We start from the raw sequence: 19,168 nt of genomic DNA, 5'->3' as shown, positions 1-19,168 counted from the left end.
GCTTAATTGCGCACTGTTTTCGCAGGCCAGTCAATTTGAACTTGTCTTGGTCCTGCGCTGAACTAATATACAAGATAAATAATTTTCACAAATTACAGTTTAAATAAATAACATCAAGTCGGGCCATGTAATGCATCACTCACCCCATCAGGTGATCGGGAAGCATCGGCATGCCTGCCTTGGTCGGCATCCTTCCTTGCTCCGCCGGCACCTGCGCTACAAGGAAATGATCATGAATCTGCCGCGTAGTATTGGCCCAGGCGCCAAACCGCTACTACTGACCGCCGCCCTTGCCCTGGCCTTCCCACTGCAGGCACAGGCCGAAATCAGCCTGGAGAGCCTGCAACAGCAAATCAGCGCCCTGGCCCAGACCAATCAGCAGCAGGAAAGCCGTATCCGCCAGCTGGAAAGACAGCTGGCCAGCCTGCAACACGGCAATACCGCCGCCAGCGCCGCCAACAACCCGGCCAGCAGCGAGGCCCCTGCCGCTAGCAGCGGAGCGGTGGCCGCAGGCAGTGGACCGGCTCTGCCGGTGGTCAGCGAAGTGCCCAAGAGCGTGGAAGACATCTATCAGGAAGCCAGCGGCTTTGCCGCCGGGAAGTTTTCCATCGAACCCAGCTTCACCTACACCCACTACGACACCCGTGAGCTGGTGCTGAATGGTTTTCTGGCGCTGGATTCGATTTTTCTGGGCAATATCAATCTGGACAAGGTGGTCAGCGACAGTGTCACCCTGGGGCTGACCACGCGCTATTCACCTAGCCCACGCTGGCAGCTGGACGTGGATATCCCCTTTGTCGCGCGTGATGCCACTTATTTTTCCGGCGGGGCTGGCGGTGCGGCCAACAGCGTGTCGCAAGGATCGGTGCAGCAAGGCCCGACACTGGGTGATGTCAGCTTTGGCGTGGGTTACAAGCTGGTGGAAGAAAATGCCGACTGGCCGGACATTGTGTGGAGCGTACGCGCCAAAGCCCCTACCGGACGCAATCCCTACGGCATCAAGCTGGTGCAATCGGCCGACAACAACAATCTGTCCATTCCCGACCGCCTGCCCACCGGCAATGGTGTCTGGGGCCTGAGCACCAGTCTGTCCTTCGTCAAGACCGTAGACCCGGCCGTGCTGTTTGCCAGCCTCAGCTACACCCATTATTTGGATGGCCATTTCAGTGACATCAGCCCGACGGTCGGCGTAACCCAGCCGGGAGATGTGCGGCTGGGTGACAGCTGGAGCTGGGGTGCCGGCATTGCCTTTGCCCTCAACGACAAGCTCAGCCTGGGACTGTCCTACTCGCAACAGATGGTGCAGCAGGCACGCATGCGGCAACAGGGGGGTGACTGGACCAACGTGGTCGGCAGCAGCGCCAACGCAGCCAATCTGAATCTGGGCCTGACCTATGCCTTCAGCAAACGGCTCTCCATCATCCCCAATCTGTCGCTGGGCATGACACCGGACAGCCCCAATTATGCGTTTTCGGTGAAATTCCCCTACCGTTTTTAACGGAGTCGGTCATGCAAGCAAACAAGACGTTGCTGGCAGTGGGGTCGGATGCCCTGCTGCCAGTATTGCAGGTGCTGCGCCAGCAGCATTGGCACATCATCCATATCCACGATCCGCAGCAGTGGAAAGCACCGCGCAGCACCAGCTGCAGTGCCGGGCTGCTGTTGCTGGATGGCAAGCTGCTGCGCAAGAGCGCCGCCCTGCAGCAACTGGCCAGCCAGCTGGATATGGAGTGGCTGTTACTGACCGAGCGCGCCCAGCTGGAGCAGGCCGCCGTGCGGGCCTTCATCAACGACAGCTGCTATGACTACCACTGCCTGCCCGTTGAAAACGAACGGCTGGCCGTCACCCTGGGCAGGCTGCACGGCAAGACTCTGCTACGCCGCCGCAGCCAGCACGAACAGACCGAGCAGGAGCCGCAACAACTGGTGGGCGAGCACCCCAGCATCCGCCGCCTGCGGCAGGAAATCCGCCGGCTGGCGCGGGTGAATGTCACGGTAATGATCAGCGGCGAGTCCGGTACTGGCAAAGAGCTGGTGGCGCAGCTGATCCACCAGTACTCCGACCGCGCCGACGGCCCCTTCCAGGCGGTCAACTGCGGCGGCCTGCCAGTCAACTTGGTGCAATCCGAGCTGTTTGGCCACGAACGCGGGGCGTTTACCGGCGCATCCAGCTGCCGTATCGGTCGCATCGAAGCGGCGCAGAACGGCACGCTGTTTCTCGATGAAATCGGTGACATGGCAATAGAGGCCCAGGTCAATCTGCTGCGTTTTCTGCAGGAAGGCACCATAGACCGGCTTGGCGACAACCGTAGCCGCAGCATCGACACCCGCGTGCTGTCGGCCACCCATATCGACCTGCCGGCAGCCATCGCCAAGGGCCGTTTTCGCGAGGATTTGTACTACCGCCTGTGTGTCTGCCAGTTGCAACTGCCTGCGCTGCGCGAGCGGCGTTCGGACATACCGCTGCTGGCGCAGCATTTGCTGCAACAAAGTGCCAGTCGCCATGGCATTCCACTCAAGCGGCTGTCTTACGAGGCACTGGCGGTCATGCTACAGCACGACTGGCCAGGCAATATCCGTGAAATGTCCAATCGCATCAGCCAGGGGCTGGCCATGGCCAGCGGTCGGGTTATCCGCCCGCAAGACATGGGGCTGGGCAGCCGCATGCAGACCCTGGATCATGGACTGGAGGCTGTCAGGGAAAGGGCGGAGCGGGAAGCGCTGGCTACGGCGCTGCAACTGCACAATCACAACAGCAGCCAGGCGGCGCGCACGCTGGGTATTTCCCGCGCCACGCTGTACCGGCTGTTGAAGAAGTACGAGATGAACGCCGTCGACTAAGACCCGCTAACAAAACCCCGCTGCGGCCTTGCGCCCCCTGGTCCTACTGTTTGTACGGTCTGCGGCGGCGCACCTTGGCCCGGACTCTCTACGAGGTTTTGTTAGCCGCTCTATGCAGCGGGACCCGCCATGGATTCAGCGCACGCCAGTGCCGGACAGCATCAAGCGATTGGGAATGCTGAAACCGAAAGTGGCAGCCTGTGGCTGCAATACCAACTGGATGCGCAGGGTATTGTCGGTACGGATGCCACTGCCATTGATGCTGGCAAACTGCAGCAACTGCCCCTGCCCTAATTGCTGACCAATACGCCCGGCCCCTCCCAAGTCCATGCTCACCGCCAGTGGGCCGCTGCCAAGGGCGCTACTGCCACTGCCAGCCTGCCAGCCGGTGGGCATCTGCAGGCCGGCGGTACCATCACGCCGAATGTCGATACTGGTACTGTTGCGGGAGCTGTTGCCATTGCCAGCCTGCTGGTTAAGCTGCACCACGCCCTGCACCGATGCCAGCCCTGTCGTCGGGGCAGTCGTTGTCGCGGCCGCGCCATCGGCATTCAGGGTATAGCGGCTGATAACCGGCACTGCGCCGCTCTGGGCAGTCAGCTGCAAGCCGGCCCCCTGCACCACGCCGGCCTGGTTCTGCCAGGTCGTCAGCATCTGTACGCCAAAGCGCACAATCTGCCCGGCATCGAGATAACGACCGCGCAAACTGTCCAGCACGCCGTCGTCTACATAAGCCAGCATGGCTTGCGCCGGCACGCTGGCAGTCAGCGCCAGCAGTAGCGGTACTGCCCTGGATAAGATACGCACGTTATGCTCCCGGTCGTCGCCGGCAGGGCTAAGCCCACAGGCCGCAACTATAAGAAATCACTGTAGATAAAGCCGTACTCCACCAGATCGGCCGGCTGCACCGGCTGCATGCCATTCATCAACTGCCGCGCCGACAGCAAGCTGGGCGGCTGCCGCAGCGGGCCTTGTGGCTGGTAGCCGGGGCCGGCTACTGCCAACAGCACGCCATTCCACTGCCGTGCGAATTCCGCCATGGCCACCGCCCGGTTGCCAAGTGCCGGGTCAGCCACATACACCGTGTCGCGGGTCGCCATTTTCAGAATGACAAAATGCTTGTAACCATTGATGTCCAGCATGATGAGTGCCGGAATGCGCAAGGCGGGCAGACGCTCGGGTCCGCTGACAAAACCGCTGGCCCGCAGGCCCAGCGTATTCACATAGTGCTTCATGTCCAGCATGGAAAACCCCTGCTGGCGTACCACGTCGGCATTGGCACCGGCCAGCATGCCGGCAATGACCTGCTGCTCGTCGAGATCACGGCCAAAACCGTAACGCAGCAAGGTGGCCAGCGCCGCCGCACCACAGCTGAAATCAGTATGCTGCTCCACCACATGGGAAAAACGCATTTCACGCAGGCTGTGTACCTGCTTGTAGACATTGCCCTCGCCGATATACGCGGGCAGGGCCAAGTCTGCGGCCTGGGCAAACTGTTCGCCACCTGGACAGAACAGGCCCAGCAGAATGGGCAATAGCAAGCGGATAGAGGTTTTCATGGCAAAGCCGGCAGCGCGGCCAGACGACTGCGCTGCCGGCGTCTCCAACTTAGTGGGTAGCGGCAACCGACAGGCTGTTAACCTGCTGGTTGGACAGGCCGGCGGCATTGTTGACGCCGACATTGCCACTGATGCCATTCACCGAACCCGCAATGCTGGCGGTGGCATTGAGCGGGAAGAAGGTGGTCACCGCAGTGCCCTGGTTCACCTGCATGCCACCAGCCGAAGCGGTGGCCAGCACGGCGGCGCTGGCCGAGGCCAGGGCGACATCATTCTTCTGCTGGTTGCCGGCACCGGCGGCGTTGTTCACCCCGGCATTACCCTGGATGTTGTTCACCGAGTTGCTGAGGCTGGCATTCATGTCGTTGGACGTGCCGCGCATCGGCTCGGCAAAGGTGTAGCTATTACCGTCGTTCAACTGCTCGAATGCAGTAGCGGCTGCCGCAGCACTGTTCTTGCCGGAAGCCGAACTGATCGCCACATTATTAGCCTGCTGATTGAAGAAACCAGCAGCATTGTTGACGCCGGCATTGCCCTGGATATTGCTCACGCTGCCGCTCACCCCCGCATTGGCCGGATCGGTCACATTCAGCTTGTTGCCCAGATTTTTCTGTACGTCGTTCACGCGGGCGCTGGCCAGCGCGTCGGCTTTGGGATCAAACACCTCATACACGGCGATGCCTTCCAGATAGGCGGTACCGGTGAGGTTGACGTTGGTATTGCTATAGGTATTGGACAGATTGTTGCTGATCTTGGTCGTCGTGGTGGACGGCGGAGCCGGCGGTTCCACGGCATGCGCTACGCCGAACACACCAACAAGAGCGACGAAAAGCACTTTTTTCTGCAGCATTGCGGTCATGATTGTTCTCCTGGCGATTTGCTTGAATACCGGCTGAGCCACTACAGGCTAAGGCCGGCACTGCTCACGGATTGGCCCATTGCACGGCCACGACATTGACAGCCAGGTTGTGGCTGCCAGCAATCTGGTTAAGCTGCACCAGCCCCCGGCTTCCCTGGAAAGCTGCTGCGGATAATTCGGTGGTTTGTCCGACATTGGCGGTGGCTCCCGCCGTGGGGGCTGCTGCAGCCGTAGTCCCGGCCAATACCGCATCCTGCACGGCGGCAGGCATGTCGCGGACGGTGGCCTGTGGCCGTGCCGCCTGCGCCAGGCTAAAGGCATTGAGCGACTGGTTGGCATTGCCGGCAGTCTGGTTCACCGCCAGCAAGCCCTGGCTGCCGGCAAACGCTGCGCCAACAATGCTGGCATGCTGGCTTTGCTGGGCCATGCCCTGCGCGGCTCCCTGTTGCTGCGCCAAAGTGACCGAGGCCTGCGCTACCCCGGCGGCCAAGGCAAGCGCCTGCAGATTGCCTTGCTGATTGGCATCGCCTGCCGCCTGATTCACCGCCAGCACGCCCTGTGCTGCCTGCCCGCTGCTGTCTATCAGGGCCAACTGCTCGGCGTGAGCCAGTGCCGCACTCAGCCCGCTTGCCAACCACACCATCTGCAAGATGCGCATAACTTGTCTCCTTACCGCCGCCAACCCATTCAAGGGTGCAGGGCCGATTGCAGCAGATGCCCCATCCCGACACCGGACAATGCAGCGCCCGCCCCCCCTGCCGGCTGCCGGCCACCAACCGCGCCGACCGCCATGCCAGACCAGGCAGACGGCCCATCCTGCGCCACGACGGGCAGGTGCAAGGCTGGGGTGGACGTCACCGCATGCGTGGCTGCCAGCACGGGGTCAGCCAGCTGTTGCGTGACAGTGGGCATGGTGCTGGATGGCGAAGTCGAAACCCGGCTGACCTCTGGGCTGGGATCGCCATGGCGGATAGCCGGGCGGGCCGGCACTTCACGGCCAATCACCATCTCGCCCTCGCCCTGTGCTGCAGTCGATGCCAGCAGGCTACCAGCCAGCAAAGCCGGCAAAACGAGGCGGAATAATGTGCTATCCATGCTGACCACCTGAGGGCTGGGTAATGCCTCATCCAGTGCAGAAAGCATGCCAGCGCGCCGCTACCCGCATGCCATAAGGAAATTCGCGTGTGAGCACCGCTGGCAAATCGGGCAACTGTCTCACCACTGCGACAGGAATCAGCACTGCACCGGGCAAGAGCCATGCCTGGCCGGCGTGCGGCCACCGGAAAAGGTGGCCGTGCCAATTGCCACGGGCCTGTTGTGCTGGCAGGCCGCAGACAAAGCGTCTCAGCGCTGCGACACGGCCGCCGATCACCGCTCCGCCACCACTGGCCATTCACCAGGCGCATGAAAGAAGGCTTGTTACAAGCCGGCTGCCAGCTATAACGGAACAGGCAAAGTAGAAAGTCAGCAACAGATAGCCAATGGGCCAAGGGGAAACCATGAATATTTCACAACGACTCGCGCTTACGCTGGGCATCGCCCTGCTTGCCCTGCTCGGCATAGGCGGCTTCGGACTGTATCAACAGAGCCAGGCCAATGAGCGCTTCAACTACCTGGAAACAAACACCTTCCCCAGCATTATTGCCTTGGATGAGGCTCAGGATGCGCTGACCCAGTCACGCACCGGCACCTACCGCCATGTCATCGCCCACGACGATGCACAAAAGTCAAAGGACCTGCAGGCCATCAGCAGCAATGATCAGCACTTCGACGAAGTCATGGCGCGCTATGGGAAGGAGCTGATTGTTAATGAAGAAGATCGCGCACTACTGGAGCAGGACCGCAAACTGATGCAGGACTACCGCAGCGCCCGCAATGCCCTGTTGCAACTCTCCAAAGAGCACAAAATCCAGGAAGCGGAACAGGCTATTAACGCTGGCCCCATGCGCAATGCCACCGCCGCGCTGAGCAAACAAATCCGTGAGCACATCAAATTCAACTATGTCCTGGCCGACAGGCTGTCGAAAGAAAATGCCCAGGCTTACAAGCAAGCCATCATATTGTCCGCTGCCATTGTCGCCCTGTGCCTGCTGTTATGCGGTGTCCTGGGTGGCCGGCTGTTCTTCCATATCCGCAGCAGCCTGCAAAATATTCGTGGCGTGATGCTGAACGTGCGCCAGTCACTGGACTTCCGTCAGCGTGCCAAGGTAGGCATCAAGGACGAAGTGGGCGAAACCGCCGAAGCCTTCAATGCACTCTTACAGCAACTACAGGGCAGTTTTCAGGATATCCGGCGTAGTGTGGAATCGGTAGACCAGGCGATCGAAGGCATGGCCGCCAATACCTCGCAGATCGCCCGCAGCTCGGAAGCACAAAGCGAAGCCGCTTCGGCCATGGCTGCAGCCATCGAGCAAATGACAGTCAGCATCAACCACGTATCCGACCGTGCCCAGGAGGCCAGCAGCCAGACCAGCGCCGCTGGCGACACCGCTATCCAGGGTGGCAAGGTCATTCTGGCCACTGTCGAGGGCATTACCCAGGTATCCAGCTCGATTCGTGATGCCGCCAACCACATCAATCAGTTGCAGCAAGACAGCCAGACAGTGGCAACCGTGATGGGCATCATCAAGGATATTGCCGAGCAGACCAATCTGCTGGCGCTGAATGCCGCCATCGAAGCGGCCCGTGCTGGCGAAATGGGCCGGGGCTTTGCCGTGGTGGCCGATGAAGTACGCAAGCTGGCCGAGCGCACGGCCAAATCCACCACCGAGACTTCCTCGGTCATCAACAAGATGCAACAAGGCACGCAGGAGGCGGTCAGCAGCATGCAAACCGTGGTGGAACGCGCCAATCGCGAAGCAGATGGCGCACGCGAGGCCAATAGCGCCATCGGCCAGATCCAGACCAATACCCAGCAGGCCATGGGGCTGGTGCACGATATTTCCAACAGCATTTCCGAGCAAACCAGCACCAGCAACACCATCGCCCAGCGGGTGGAGCAGATTGCGCAGATGGCCGAAGAAAACTCATCAGCCGCCAGCAGTTCGGCCGATGTGGCCACCGAACTGCACCGGCAGGCCAGAAGCATTCTGCAAACCGTAGCGCAGTATCAGGTATGAGACAGCACAGTGTCCGCCGGCCCGCCACTCAGCCCAGATGGGTGTGGCGCTCCGGCCGGGCACTGGCCTCCATTTCCGCCAGCCCCAGCAGGATGCCGCAGGCGTCCACCCCTTGCTGTTGCTGACAGCGCTGACGCAAAGCATCCAGCTGTTGCTTGAGCTGCAGCAATTCGGCAATGCGCAAGTCCACATGCTGGATATGCGCGTCCAGCAATTCGTTTACTCCACCACAATCCGCCCCGGCCGTTTCCATCAGCGCCAGCAGTTGGTGGATTTCCTCGTGGGTCATGTCCAGGGCGCGGCAATTACGCACAAAACGCAGCCGTTCCAGATGGCGCGCGCCATAGCTGCGGTAATTATTGGCGGCACGGTCAGCCGCTGGCAGCAGCCCTTCCTTTTCGTAGAAACGCACCGTTTCCGTGGTGCAACCCGCGTGACGGGCCAGATCACCAATTTTCATCTCACCCTCCCTGACAAGGCTTGACCTTGAAGTTGCTACAAGGTGTTTACTGTAAGCCAATGTCGCAGCGGAGACCAGCATGAAACATCAACACCCCCCTCATCAGCACGGCGAACATGCACATGAACACAGCCATGACCATGTCCACGATCATGGCCATGCCGAACAACATGCCCATCAGCACAGCTGTGGCTGCAGCGGCGCAGCGGCGAGCACCCTGGCCGCGCTACCTGCCCCACAAGCCAAGGGCGAACTGCTGCGCACCCCTATCCGCATCCTGCAAATGGACTGCCCCACCGAAGAAGCGCTGATCCGCAACAAGCTGGGTAATATGCCCGGCGTGCAGGACATGGAATTCAACCTGATGCAGCGGGTATTGACGGTTAGCCATCTGCCAACCGTACTGCCAAACATTCTTGCAGCCTTGCGCAGCCTCGGTTTTGAACCACAAACCGGCGACACACCAGCAGCCCAGGCAGCACCTGCCGCATGGTGGCCGCTGGCCCTGGCCGGCATGGCGGCAGCAGCGGCCGAAGTATGCAGCTGGCTGGCCCTGCCCGGCTGGCTGGCAGCCTTGCTGGCGCTGGCGGCCATTCTCACCTGCGGCCTGAGCACCTACCAAAAAGGCTGGATTGCCCTGCGCAACCGCACCCTCAACATCAATGCGCTGATGAGTATCGCCGTCACCGGCGCACTCTTGCTGGGTCAATGGCCGGAAGCCGCCATGGTGATGGTGCTGTTTACCCTGGCCGAGCGCATCGAGGCCCGCTCGCTGGAGCGCGCCCGCAATGCCATTGGCAGCCTGCTGCAACTGACCCCGCCGCAGGCCATGGTGCAGCAGACGGACGGCAGCTGGCAGAACATGGCTGTGGCAAACATCGCCATCGGCAGTACCGTGCGGGTGGCCCCGGGCGAACGCATCGCACTGGATGGCGTACTGCTTGCCGGCAGCTCCAGCGTCAATCAGTCGGCCATGACCGGCGAAAGCCTGCCGGTGGAAAAAAACGTGGGCGACAGCGTATACGCCGGCACGCTGAATGCCAGCGGCTCGTTTGAATACCGGGTCACTGCCGCCGCCAACGACACCATGCTGGCGCGCATCATCCATGCCGTAGAACAGGCGCAGGGCGCACGCGCCCCCACCCAGCGCTTTGTCGACAACTTCGCCCGCTACTACACCCCGGCAGTCTTCCTGCTGGCGCTGGCTGTTGCGCTGCTGCCTCCGTTGCTGGCTGGCGGCAGCTGGCATGACTGGCTGTACAAGGCGCTGGTGCTGCTGGTCATCGCCTGCCCCTGCGCCCTGGTCATTTCCACGCCGGTCACCATCGTCAGCGGCCTGGCTGCCGCCGCACGGCGCGGCATCCTGATCAAGGGTGGCGTCTGGCTGGAACAGGGCCGGCATTTGCGCTGGCTGGCGCTGGACAAGACCGGCACCATCACCCACGGCAAACCGGAACAGACCGACTTTGTTGCACTGGGCGAAGCCAAGCCTAGCGATTACCAGCAGCTGGCTGCCAGCCTGGCCGGCCGTTCCGACCACCCGGTCTCGCAAGCACTGAGCCGGGCCGCCGCGCAGCAGGCGCTGGCGCTATTGCCGGTGAACCAATTTATCGCCCTGCCCGGTCGTGGCATCCAGGGCAATATCGCCGGTCGTGACTACCTGCTGGGCAATCAGCGGCTGCTACAGGAGCGCGGTCACTGCCCACCACAGCTGGCCGCACAACTGGCAGCACTGGAGGCGCAGGGCAAAAGCGTGGTGACCTTGCTGGATGACAGCGGCGCGCTGGCCCTGTTCGCGGTGGCGGACACCATCAAACCCGGCAGCTCGGCGGCCATTGCCGAACTGCACCAGCTGGGGGTGAAAACCCTCATGCTCAGTGGCGACAATCAGGCCACCGCCACTGCCATCGCCAGCCAGGCCGGCATCGACGAGGCGCGAGGCAATCAGCTGCCACAGGACAAGGCCGATGCGATAGCCGCCCTTGCTGGCCAGGGCCTGATCGGCATGGTGGGCGATGGCATCAACGATGCCCCGGCTCTGGCCCGTGCCGATATCGGCTTTGCCATGGGTGCCATGGGCTCGGATACGGCCATCGAAACCGCCGACGTGGCCCTGATGGATGACGATCTGGCCAAGATCCCGGCTTTTGTGCGCCTGTCACGCACCACCCACGCCATTCTGGTGCAAAACATCGCCCTGGCACTGGGCATCAAGGCGGTTTTCCTGCTGCTGACCCTGCTGGGCATGGGCAGCATGTGGATGGCGGTGTTCGCCGATGTGGGCGCCAGCCTGCTGGTAGTGGGCAACGGCCTGCGTTTGCTGCGCAAATAAGGCTGTACGACGGGCGGCTGTGTCACAGCAGGCATATTGCTTGCTTTAACTGTGACAGAAACGCTTCCACCACCCCGGAAGCGTGCCGTCCACTCCCACCCCGATGCGGTACGGCTTGCCTGCAGGAGCCCGACATGACATCCGACACCCCGCTTACCTTGCTGATCACCCGCCGCATCGATCCGGCGCGCCATACCGAATTCCACCAATGGCTCCGCCACGGCGAAGCCCTTGCCAGCCAGGCTGCTGGCTATCTCGGCTCGGGGCTGCTGTCGCCACCGCCCGGCGACGACAGCTGGCAGATTCTGTTCCGCTTCGCCAGCCAGTCCAGCCTGGACGCCTGGGCCGCCAGCCCCGCCCGCCAGCAATGGCTGCAAGAAGGTGCCGGACTGATCCAGCACAGCCAGGTGCATTGCGCCAGCGGACTGGATAGCTGGTTCGGCCTGCAAGCGCCACCGCGCTGGAAGCAGGCAGTGATGATCTGGCTGGCTTTCTTCCCGGTTTCACTCAGTTTCAATCTCTTGCTGGGGGATCAACTGGCCGCGCTGCCATTGGTACTGCGCGTGCTGTGCAGCACGCTGCTGCTGACACCAGCCATGGTGTTTTGCTTTATCCCCTTGTGCAGCCGGCTGCTGCGCAACTGGCTGCAAGGCAAGCGCCAGCACGACCCTTCACTCGCCGGGGAGCACTGAACGACAGTGGCATAGGATTGCGCTGGCCAGTTTTTGTCATGATTTATTGTGTAAAACGGTCGGAATCAGCGATGACCTCGTTTATGATAAGGCTATCGCTAGCAAGAGTAGCTTACTGATCGAAAGCCCCGCCGATGAACGCCCCCTGGCACAGCCCGCTGGATAGCGGACAGCTGGAAGTGCAATTACGCCAATGGCAATCCAGCCACCCCGGCCAGCAATTGCTGGCGCTGGTGGCCGAATCCGATCAACAGCAGCTGCCCCTGCTGCAAACCTGTTGCCTGCATCTGGGCATTGCGCTGGCCGGCGGCATTTTTCCGCGCCTGCTGGACGGCCAGGGCTTTTTGCCTGGCGGTGCCTGGCTGCTACCCTATGCCTCATCGGCCAATGCGGCCCTGCTCGGCATCCACCCTGACCGTGGTGCAGGCATTGCAGCCCAGCAGATGGCCGACCAGGTGCAGCACATGCTGCAGCAGTGGCCGGCGGCGCAGGGCAAGCCCACACTGTTCATGCTGTTCGATGCCATGCTGCCGGACATTGCCTCCATTCTGGATGAGCTCTACCTGCTGCTGGCCGATCAGGTGTACTACGGCGGCGTGAACGCCGGCAGTGAGAGCTTCCAGCCCATGCCCTGCCTGTTCGACCAGCACCGCACTATTGGCCACGGTGTGCTGTGCCTGCTGCTGCCCTCCTCCGCCAACCCGGTGATTGCCCACGGCTATTCCGCACCACAAAAAACCACCTGCGCCACCGCCACTGCCGGCAACCGCATCTTTCAGATCGACTGGCGGCCCGCTTTCGACAGTTACCGGCAAATGGTGCAAGAACAGTATGGTGCCGCACTGACCCGGGAAAATTTCTACTCCTTTGGCGTGCATTTTCCGCTGGGCGTAGTACTGGCCAACCAGCAGGTGCTGATCCGCGTGCCGGTGGCACTGGAGGACGACGGCTCGGTGTTCTGCGTGGGTGAAGTACCGGAAAATGCCTTGCTGATCATGCTGCAGGCCCCGTCAGAACCAGGGACTGAGTGCGTGGACAGCATTGTGGCCGACTTGCGCCAGCGCCATGGTGATATCAGCCAGCAAGCGCTCGTGAGCTTTTACTGCGCCGGTCGCAGCATGCACTTCGGCCAAGCCGCCTTGCAGGAGATCAGTCATTTACAAGCCAGCAGCGCAGCAGCCCCCTTGGTGGGTGCGCTGACGCTGGGTGAAATCGCCAGCCTGCAGGAATGGGGCTATCCCTTGTTTCATAATGCCAGCATCCTGTGCAGCCTGTGGCGGTCGGCATGAACAAGGACCAATTACTGGCCGTGCTGTACGACCTGTCGCTCACCATCGGGCGCGAAGTAACGGTCGATGCCCTGCTCACCAAGGTGGTGCAACGCCTGCTCTACCACACCGGCTGCCCCACCGGGCTGGTGCTTAGCCACCCACAGGGACTGGATGCCAGCCACGGGCGCTTGCTCAAAGTGATAGGCGATCATCTGTTACAACAGCAACTGGGTGAGGACATTGCCCTGCCACCCGGCCTGCTGGGCCGCACCATCCGCTCCGACTTAGCCCAGGCACTGCTGCAAGGCTTCACCGGCCAGCCGCGCTACCACTGTGGCTTACGCCTGCCGCTGGACCAGTACCACACCATTCTGCTGCTGGCGCCAGTCCCTTTGCTGCAGCAACTGCCGCTGGAGCATGTGTTTCCGCCGGTGCTGGCCAATCTGTCACGCGCCATCAAGCTGTGCCAGGACAGTGAACAACTGGCCGAAACCATGCAGCGCGAACGCAATCAGGCCAAGGCCGCACTCAATCGCGCACTGCGCTTCAACCAGGCCCTGCTCAACGCCATTCCCATTGCCGTGTTCTACAAGGATGCCCAGGGGCGCTACCTGGGCTGCAATCCGGCCTTCAGCCGCACCGTGGGCATGCAGGCCAAGGACATCATCGGCAAACTGCCGGCAGAAGTGTGGCCGGCTGAACTTGCCGCCATGTTCGCCCAGAAAGACAGCGAGCTGATCGCCACCCGCCAGCCGCAATTGTTCGAATACGTGATCCGCAGCCAGCAAGGCAAGCTGATGGATGTGGTCTACGCCAAAGATCTGTTCTACGACGATGACAACCAGATTGGCGGCATCATCGGGGCCTTCATCGACATCAGTGCCCGCAAGAAGGCGGAAGAATCTCTGCGCCAGTCGCTGATCCAGGCCATCAGCGCTCTGTCTTCAGCCATGGTGCATCGCGACCTGAGCACGGCCGGCCACGAAGTACGGGTCAGCGACCTGGCCGTCTCCATCGGTCGCCAGCTGCAATTGGACGCCGAGCAGCTGGAAGGGTTGGGACTAGCCGCCATGGTGCACGATATCGGCCAGATCCAGATCCCCTCGGAAATTCTCACCCGGCCGCGCCGACTCAACCATGAAGAATTCGAACTGGTAAAAATGCATGCCGAGGCCGGCCATGAAATCCTCAAGGACATCCATTTCCCCTGGCCTATCGCCGACATCGCCTGGCAGCATCATGAAAACATGGATGGCAGCGGCTATCCGCGCGGCCTCGCCGGCAGCGATATCCTGCTGGAGGCGCGCATCATTCACGTGGCCGACAGCATGGAAGCCATGCTGTCGCATCGCCCCTTCCGCCGCCAGCTGGGCCTGGAGCAGGCGATAGCGCAACTGCAACAACACCGTGGCAGCATTTACGACCCGGCCGTGGTCGATGCCTGCCTCAGCCTGTTTCTCGAGCAGGGCTACCAGCTGCCGGACAGCAAAAGAAAAAACTAACCATGTCCATCCCCTTCGACCCCTCGCCGCTGACCGCCTGTGGCTTACAGGCGCTGATCCGCCAATTGCCGGATCGCGTCGTCATCAAGGACAGCAACTCGACCTTCATCGCCTGCAATCAGCGCTTTGCCGATGATCTGGGCCTGGCGGTCGATGCCGTCACCGGCAAAACCGACTTCGACTTTTTCCCACCGCAGCTGGCTGCCCGTTATCAGGCCGACGACCAGCGCATCATCCGCAACGGCGAGAGCATTACCGTACAGGAGCCCGGTGCCTTTGCCGGCAACCCCGGCTGGCTGGAAACCAGCAAATCACCGATTTTCGATGCCAACGGTCACTGCATCGGGCTAACAGTCATCATCCGCGACATCAGCCAGCGGCTGCGCGATATCGACGAAATGCGCCGCCAGTCCTGGGCGGTGCAGGCCAATAGCCGCACTAATCAGGCGCTGGTACAGGCACGGGATGAAGGCGAGCTATTACAGGCAGTGTGCGAGGCCATTGTGGCGGACCAACGCTATCAGCTGGCGCTGATCTGTGGCATCAGCGATGTGCAGCAAAAGCAGTTGCAAGTACTGGCCTGTGCCGGCAGCGCCCGACGCTATGCCGAACAGCTGCAAGTCAGCTGGGATGAATCCGAGCCTATCGGGCAAGGGCCTATCGGCCACTGCATCCGCCAGGGTGGCACGATCAGCCTGGGCGAGCTGCAACAACACCCGCAATTCCAGCCCTGGCAAGAGGCCGTGCGCCAGTTCGGCCTGGAAGCTATCGTCGCCATCCCGCTGGTGGCAGGGCCGGATTTGATCGGTGCACTGGCGGTGTATGCCGGCGAAGCGCAGTCCTTCGGCCCGGTAGAAGTACAGGTATTTGAAGAGCTGACGCGCAATGTGCAGTTTGGCATCCAGTCACGCCGCACCCAGGTAGCCTACCAGCAGTCATTGCAGGAGCAGGCCAGCCAGGCCCAGGTACTGGAAAAGGCCCTGGAAAATGCACTGGCGGCCATTGCCTCGGTGCTGGAACAGCGCGATCCCTATACCGCCGGCCATCAGAAGCATGTCGCCGAACTGGCCGTGCTGATAGGACGGGAAATGGGTTTGTCAGCCGAGCGGCTGCGCGGGCTGTATCTAAGCGGTGTAGTGCATGATCTGGGCAAGATCGAAGTGCCAGCAGAAATCCTCAGCAAGCCCAGCCGGCTGCACCCGGTGGAGTTTGCTCTGGTCAAGCGCCACCCGGACGTCGCTTACAACATCCTGAAAAACATCGACTTTCCCTGGCCCATCGCTGACATCATCCGCCAGCATCACGAATTCATGGATGGCTCGGGCTATCCGCTGGGCTTGAGCGGTGACGCCATTTTGCTGGAAGCGCGCATCCTCACCGTTGCCGACATCGTCGAATCCATGTCGTCTGACCGTCCCTACCGTGCAGCCCTGGGCATTGAGCAAGCCATCGCCCAGATCCGGCTGATGCGCGGGGTGCAACTGGACCCGGAAGCAGTCGATGCCTGCATCCGGGTATTGGAGCAAGGAGCCTTCACCCCGCACTTGCTGTCGCTGGAGTACCAGCGCTGAGGCGGCAGCCGCTTCAACGCGGGCGCAGAAACTCTCCCACCTTGGCAGCAGCCACTTTTTGCAGCTGACACAACTCGGCATGCGCCAGGCCTGGGCGATGATGCTGGCGTGCAGCGGTATCCAGCAGGTATTGCAGCAGATGCGCCGCCATGCGGGCATCTGCCAGGGCGCGGTGGGCGCGGCCAGCGGCAGGCAAACCAGCCCAGCGGGTGAGCGTACCCAGCTTGTGGTCCGGGGCCTGCGGCAGCAGCCGGCGCGCCAATAGCAGGGTGCAGGCAAAATCCTGCCGCCGCTGCCGGCCCAGCAAAGCCAGCTCGTGATCCCAGAATTTGCGGTCGAAGGCGGCGTTATGCGCCACCAGCGGGATGTCACCAACAAAGTCGGCCACCTCGGCCATCACCCGTGCCGCCGGCGGTGCCGTGCGCAGCATGGCATTGCTGATGCCGGTCAGGCGCTCGATATCGGCGGGCACCCGCACCCCGGCATTCATCAGGCTCTGGTAACTGTCCAGCTCGCGGCCGTCCTGCCACAACACCACGGCCACTTCGGTGGCGCGGCTGCCTACGGCGGGTGACAGCCCGCTGGTTTCAAAGTCGATTACGGCAAAACAGGCAGACATGGGGCTTAGTTCAATGCGGCCTTGGCGGCCTCTTCCGGGCTCAGGCCATCAAAGAACATGTCGGTAAACCACTCGGCATTTTCTTCGATCTGCTGTTGCGCTTCATCCGGCTTGGCACCGGCAGCCACGAACAGGGCCTCCACTTCGGCGCACCATTGCAGCAGGGCTTCGGTTTCCGGATCCAGCTCGTCGTCTTTGCGTTTGGACATGGTTGATCTTTCAATGAAAAGTAAAAACTGAGGCGGCATTGTACACGCCATCGGCAAGGTTCTGGCTGGCAACAGATGGATATTGCTAGAATCCGCCATCTTCACCTTGCGGAAAATCCTCATGAGCACTCTCGTTGATGTCGATCTGGCCAAAAGCTATCGCCTGCTGAATCACGGCCCCACCGTGCTGGTCTCCAGCGCGCATGGCAATCAGCGCAATGTCATGGCTGCCGCCTGGGCCATGCCGCTGGATTTTTCCCCGCCCAAGGTGCTGGTGGTGGTGGACAAAGCCACCCACACCCGCGAACTGATGGAAGCCTCAGGCGAATTCGTGCTGAATGTCCCGTGCCGGGCACAGGCGGAGCAGGTACTCAAGGCGGGCAGCGTCAGCGGCAAGGAAGTGGACAAGTTTGCGACCTGCGGCCTGGAGGCCGTGGCGGGCGACAAGGTAGCCGCGCCGCATGTGGCGGGCTGCATTGCCTATCTGGAATGCCGCATCATCAGCGAGCCGCACAATCAGCAGCAATATGATCTGTTCATCGGCGAAGTTGTATTCGCCAGGGCCGACCCGGCGGTATGGCACGATGGCCATTGGCAGTTTGACGGCCATGATGACAAGCGCAGCCTGCACTATATTGCCGGCGGCAACTTCTTCAGCATTGGCGAGCAGTTCAGTGTCACCGCCGACCAGACGGTAGATTAAAGCAGGCCGCCAGTACGGCGGCCCCTTGATGATGGATTACAGCACCTGCTGCACGAAGCTGTCGAAAGCTTCCACCAAACGCTCGACATCCGCCGTCGTGGTCCGTGGGCACACCAGCAACATATTGTGGAAAGGTGTGATCAGCAGACCGCGATTGAGCAGATAGAGATGAATGATGTGCTCCATATCGCTGTCCAGAATGGCATCCGCCTCGCTGCCATTGCGCGGCGGGGTGGCGGTGAACTGGAACTCGGTACGCGCCCCCACCTGGGTAACACACCACGGCAGTTGATGGCGGGCGATGACGGCACGCAGCCCCTCGGCCAGCTGGCCGGCCAGGGCAAACATGTGGGCATACGCCTGTTCGGTCATCACCTCGGCCAGATTGGCGCGCATCGCGGCCATCGCCAGCATATTGGCGGTCAGCGTGGTGCCGATGCCGCTATGGCCCGGCACGGCTTCGCGCTTGGCCTGCTGCGCCCGCTCGGCCATTTCCGCCGAAAAACCATATACCGCGCACGGCACGCCGCCACCCATCGGCTTGCCCAGCACCATCATGTCCGGCTCCAGTCCATGGGCGCGGCTATAGCCACCCATGCCGGTGCTGATGGTGTGAGTCTCGTCCATGATCAACAGCGTGCCGTAGCGGCGACACAGCGCCTGCGCCGCTTCCCAGAAACCCGGTTCCGGCAGCACCATGCCGATATTGGTCATGGCCGGCTCGGCCAGCAGGCAGGCTACCTGCCCGTCCTGTAGCGCTGCTTCCAGCGCGGCCAGATCATTGAACTCCACTACGCGGGTGTATTGCGTCAGGTCGTACACCTGGCCTAGCAAGCTGGCGCGCTGCAGCGGCTGCCCATCCACCAGATCGACAAACACATCATCAATGGTGCCGTGGTAGCAGCCGTTGAATACCAGCAACTGCTGGCGGCCAGTGGCGGCACGCGCCCAGCGCAGGGCGAAACGGTTGGCATCGGTGGCGGTCATGGCGAACTGCCAGTACGGCAGGCCAAAACGGCGGGCCAGCTCGCTGGCCACCCATACCGCATCTTCCGACGGCAGCATGGTGGTGATGCCGCGCGCGGCCTGCTCGGCTACGGCCTTTGCCACCGGCACCGGGCCATGGCCGAACATGGCACCGGTATCGCCCAGGCAAAAATCGACATAGCGATTGCCGTCCACATCCTCAAAACTGGCACCTTGTGCCTGTTTCACATACAGGGTGAAGGGGGTGGACCAGTCGTCCATCCAGTGCAGCGGTACGCCGAACAACAGATGCTGGTCGGCACGGGCCGACAGTTGCTGCGATTGCGGACGGGCCGCGATGAAACGTTCACGCTCCTGGGCGTGCAGTTGCAGGGCCTTGTCCCAGTTGATGCCGTGTCGTGTAGTCATCCATCTCTCCCAGATCTTGTTCTGTGCGGGCAGCAG

At 61.7% G+C, this 19,168-nt stretch carries 18 protein-coding genes; 9 read left to right on the top strand and 9 right to left on the bottom strand.

Features of this window, described 5'->3' with window-relative positions:
- Window positions 1-232 precede the first annotated feature (232 nt).
- The gene (locus H2Z84_RS18575) at window positions 233-1,498 is read left to right on the top strand and encodes a porin (protein ID WP_258869483.1); all 1,266 of its coding nucleotides are present in this window, start codon (window positions 233-235) and stop codon (window positions 1,496-1,498) included.
- An 11-nt stretch (window positions 1,499-1,509) separates the two neighbouring features.
- Window positions 1,510-2,841, top strand: a complete 1,332-nt coding sequence (locus H2Z84_RS18570; protein WP_181837274.1) for a sigma-54 dependent transcriptional regulator — start codon at window positions 1,510-1,512, stop codon at window positions 2,839-2,841.
- 135 nt (window positions 2,842-2,976) lie between these two features.
- Here H2Z84_RS18570 and H2Z84_RS18565 read toward each other — a convergent pair whose 3' ends face one another.
- From H2Z84_RS18565 to H2Z84_RS18545, 5 genes are all read right to left on the bottom strand, one after another.
- On the bottom strand, window positions 2,977-3,648 hold the full coding sequence (locus tag H2Z84_RS18565) for a hypothetical protein (RefSeq protein WP_181837273.1): 672 nt from the start codon (window positions 3,646-3,648) through the stop codon (window positions 2,977-2,979).
- A gap of 47 nt (window positions 3,649-3,695) precedes the next feature.
- On the bottom strand, window positions 3,696-4,400 hold the full coding sequence (locus tag H2Z84_RS18560) for a C39 family peptidase (protein WP_181837272.1): 705 nt from the start codon (window positions 4,398-4,400) through the stop codon (window positions 3,696-3,698).
- 49 nt (window positions 4,401-4,449) lie between these two features.
- A complete protein-coding gene (locus tag H2Z84_RS18555) occupies window positions 4,450-5,259 on the bottom strand; it encodes a FapB/FapC family functional amyloid domain-containing protein (RefSeq protein ID WP_181837271.1) in 810 nt (269 codons plus the stop codon).
- Between the two features lie 64 nt (window positions 5,260-5,323).
- On the bottom strand, window positions 5,324-5,917 hold the full coding sequence (locus H2Z84_RS18550) for a FapB/FapC family functional amyloid domain-containing protein (RefSeq protein ID WP_181837270.1): 594 nt from the start codon (window positions 5,915-5,917) through the stop codon (window positions 5,324-5,326).
- 29 nt (window positions 5,918-5,946) lie between these two features.
- Window positions 5,947-6,354 carry a FapA family amyloid fibril periplasmic chaperone gene (locus H2Z84_RS18545; RefSeq protein ID WP_181837269.1) on the bottom strand — a complete coding sequence of 136 codons (408 nt, stop codon included), beginning with the start codon at window positions 6,352-6,354 and terminating at the stop codon, window positions 5,947-5,949.
- 404 nt (window positions 6,355-6,758) lie between these two features.
- Here H2Z84_RS18545 and H2Z84_RS18540 point away from each other — a divergent pair, with 404 nt between their 5' ends.
- Complete coding sequence (locus H2Z84_RS18540) at window positions 6,759-8,378, top strand: methyl-accepting chemotaxis protein (protein ID WP_181837268.1); 1,620 nt, start codon at window positions 6,759-6,761, stop codon at window positions 8,376-8,378.
- 28 nt (window positions 8,379-8,406) lie between these two features.
- On the opposite strand, the gene cadR is transcribed toward H2Z84_RS18540, so the two are convergent.
- The gene (gene cadR, locus H2Z84_RS18535; RefSeq protein ID WP_181837267.1) at window positions 8,407-8,838 is read right to left on the bottom strand and encodes a Cd(II)/Pb(II)-responsive transcriptional regulator; all 432 of its coding nucleotides are present in this window, start codon (window positions 8,836-8,838) and stop codon (window positions 8,407-8,409) included.
- Window positions 8,839-8,917: 79 nt separating this feature from the next.
- Here cadR and H2Z84_RS18530 point away from each other — a divergent pair, with 79 nt between their 5' ends.
- The 5 genes from H2Z84_RS18530 (at window position 8,918) to H2Z84_RS18510 (ending at window position 16,206) form a co-directional block, all read left to right on the top strand.
- Window positions 8,918-11,170 carry a heavy metal translocating P-type ATPase gene (locus H2Z84_RS18530; protein WP_181837266.1) on the top strand — a complete coding sequence of 751 codons (2,253 nt, stop codon included), beginning with the start codon at window positions 8,918-8,920 and terminating at the stop codon, window positions 11,168-11,170.
- A 134-nt stretch (window positions 11,171-11,304) separates the two neighbouring features.
- Window positions 11,305-11,862: an antibiotic biosynthesis monooxygenase gene (locus H2Z84_RS18525; protein ID WP_181837265.1), complete on the top strand. Its 558-nt coding sequence runs from the start codon at window positions 11,305-11,307 to the stop codon at window positions 11,860-11,862.
- 134 nt (window positions 11,863-11,996) lie between these two features.
- Window positions 11,997-13,151: an FIST signal transduction protein gene (locus tag H2Z84_RS18520; protein WP_181837264.1), complete on the top strand. Its 1,155-nt coding sequence runs from the start codon at window positions 11,997-11,999 to the stop codon at window positions 13,149-13,151.
- Window positions 13,148-14,635, top strand: coding sequence for an HD domain-containing phosphohydrolase (locus H2Z84_RS18515; RefSeq protein ID WP_181837263.1), 1,488 nt, complete (start codon window positions 13,148-13,150; stop codon window positions 14,633-14,635). The genes H2Z84_RS18520 and H2Z84_RS18515 overlap by 4 nt, the downstream gene beginning before the upstream one ends.
- Before the next feature lie 2 nt (window positions 14,636-14,637).
- The gene (locus H2Z84_RS18510) at window positions 14,638-16,206 is read left to right on the top strand and encodes an HD domain-containing phosphohydrolase (protein ID WP_181837262.1); all 1,569 of its coding nucleotides are present in this window, start codon (window positions 14,638-14,640) and stop codon (window positions 16,204-16,206) included.
- Between the two features lie 13 nt (window positions 16,207-16,219).
- Here H2Z84_RS18510 and H2Z84_RS18505 read toward each other — a convergent pair whose 3' ends face one another.
- Together H2Z84_RS18505 and H2Z84_RS18500 are read right to left on the bottom strand one after the other, a co-directional pair.
- Window positions 16,220-16,825 (bottom strand): 3'-5' exonuclease, encoded by a 606-nt coding sequence (locus H2Z84_RS18505; protein WP_181837261.1) that lies wholly within the window; start codon window positions 16,823-16,825, stop codon window positions 16,220-16,222.
- Window positions 16,826-16,830: 5 nt separating this feature from the next.
- The gene (locus tag H2Z84_RS18500) at window positions 16,831-17,034 is read right to left on the bottom strand and encodes a hypothetical protein (protein WP_124641382.1); all 204 of its coding nucleotides are present in this window, start codon (window positions 17,032-17,034) and stop codon (window positions 16,831-16,833) included.
- A 121-nt stretch (window positions 17,035-17,155) separates the two neighbouring features.
- On the opposite strand from H2Z84_RS18500, the gene H2Z84_RS18495 reads away from it, so the two are divergent.
- Window positions 17,156-17,737 (top strand): flavin reductase family protein, encoded by a 582-nt coding sequence (locus H2Z84_RS18495; protein ID WP_181837260.1) that lies wholly within the window; start codon window positions 17,156-17,158, stop codon window positions 17,735-17,737.
- Between the two features lie 36 nt (window positions 17,738-17,773).
- Here H2Z84_RS18495 and H2Z84_RS18490 read toward each other — a convergent pair whose 3' ends face one another.
- Window positions 17,774-19,132, bottom strand: coding sequence for an aspartate aminotransferase family protein (locus tag H2Z84_RS18490; RefSeq protein WP_181837259.1), 1,359 nt, complete (start codon window positions 19,130-19,132; stop codon window positions 17,774-17,776).
- Window positions 19,133-19,168 lie beyond the last annotated feature (36 nt).

This window comes from Aquitalea aquatica (assembly GCF_013911085.1).
Taxonomy (GTDB): Bacteria; Pseudomonadota; Gammaproteobacteria; order Burkholderiales; family Chromobacteriaceae; genus Aquitalea; species Aquitalea aquatica.
This window is presented reverse-complemented; position numbering and strand designations above follow the sequence as displayed.